This window comes from Xenorhabdus bovienii (assembly GCF_024721015.1).
In the GTDB taxonomy this organism is placed as follows: domain Bacteria; phylum Pseudomonadota; class Gammaproteobacteria; order Enterobacterales; family Enterobacteriaceae; genus Xenorhabdus; species Xenorhabdus bovienii.
The window spans coordinates 1-241 of sequence record NZ_JANAIF010000477.1 but is presented as its reverse complement, the minus strand read 5'-3'; the positions used below and the strand labels follow the sequence as shown (position 1 = coordinate 241).

The window sequence follows — 241 nt, the reverse complement described above, 5'->3', positions numbered from 1 at the left end:
CTGCCATTAACCTGGCTTTCTTCAATTAACAGCAGTGCCTGCTCCAGTTTGTCCCTTAAGGCAGACAGGCGTTTTGCTTCTTCATCCATTTCCAGCCGGCACAATTCGCAGGCTTTGCCCAGGCCCACAATGCCCGGAACATTCAGCGTGCCTGAACGCATGCCGCGTTCATGGCCACCTCCGTCCATCTGGGCGGTAAGTTTTACCCTTGGGTTTTTTCGGCGGACGTACAATGCGCCTA

Annotated in this window: 1 protein-coding gene; it reads right to left on the bottom strand. The window is 54.4% G+C overall.

Annotated elements, in window-relative coordinates:
* Positions 1-241, bottom strand: a 241-nt coding sequence (locus NXS07_RS22755; RefSeq protein WP_258087699.1) for an aminotransferase class V-fold PLP-dependent enzyme, incomplete at both ends; no start/stop codon positions are given.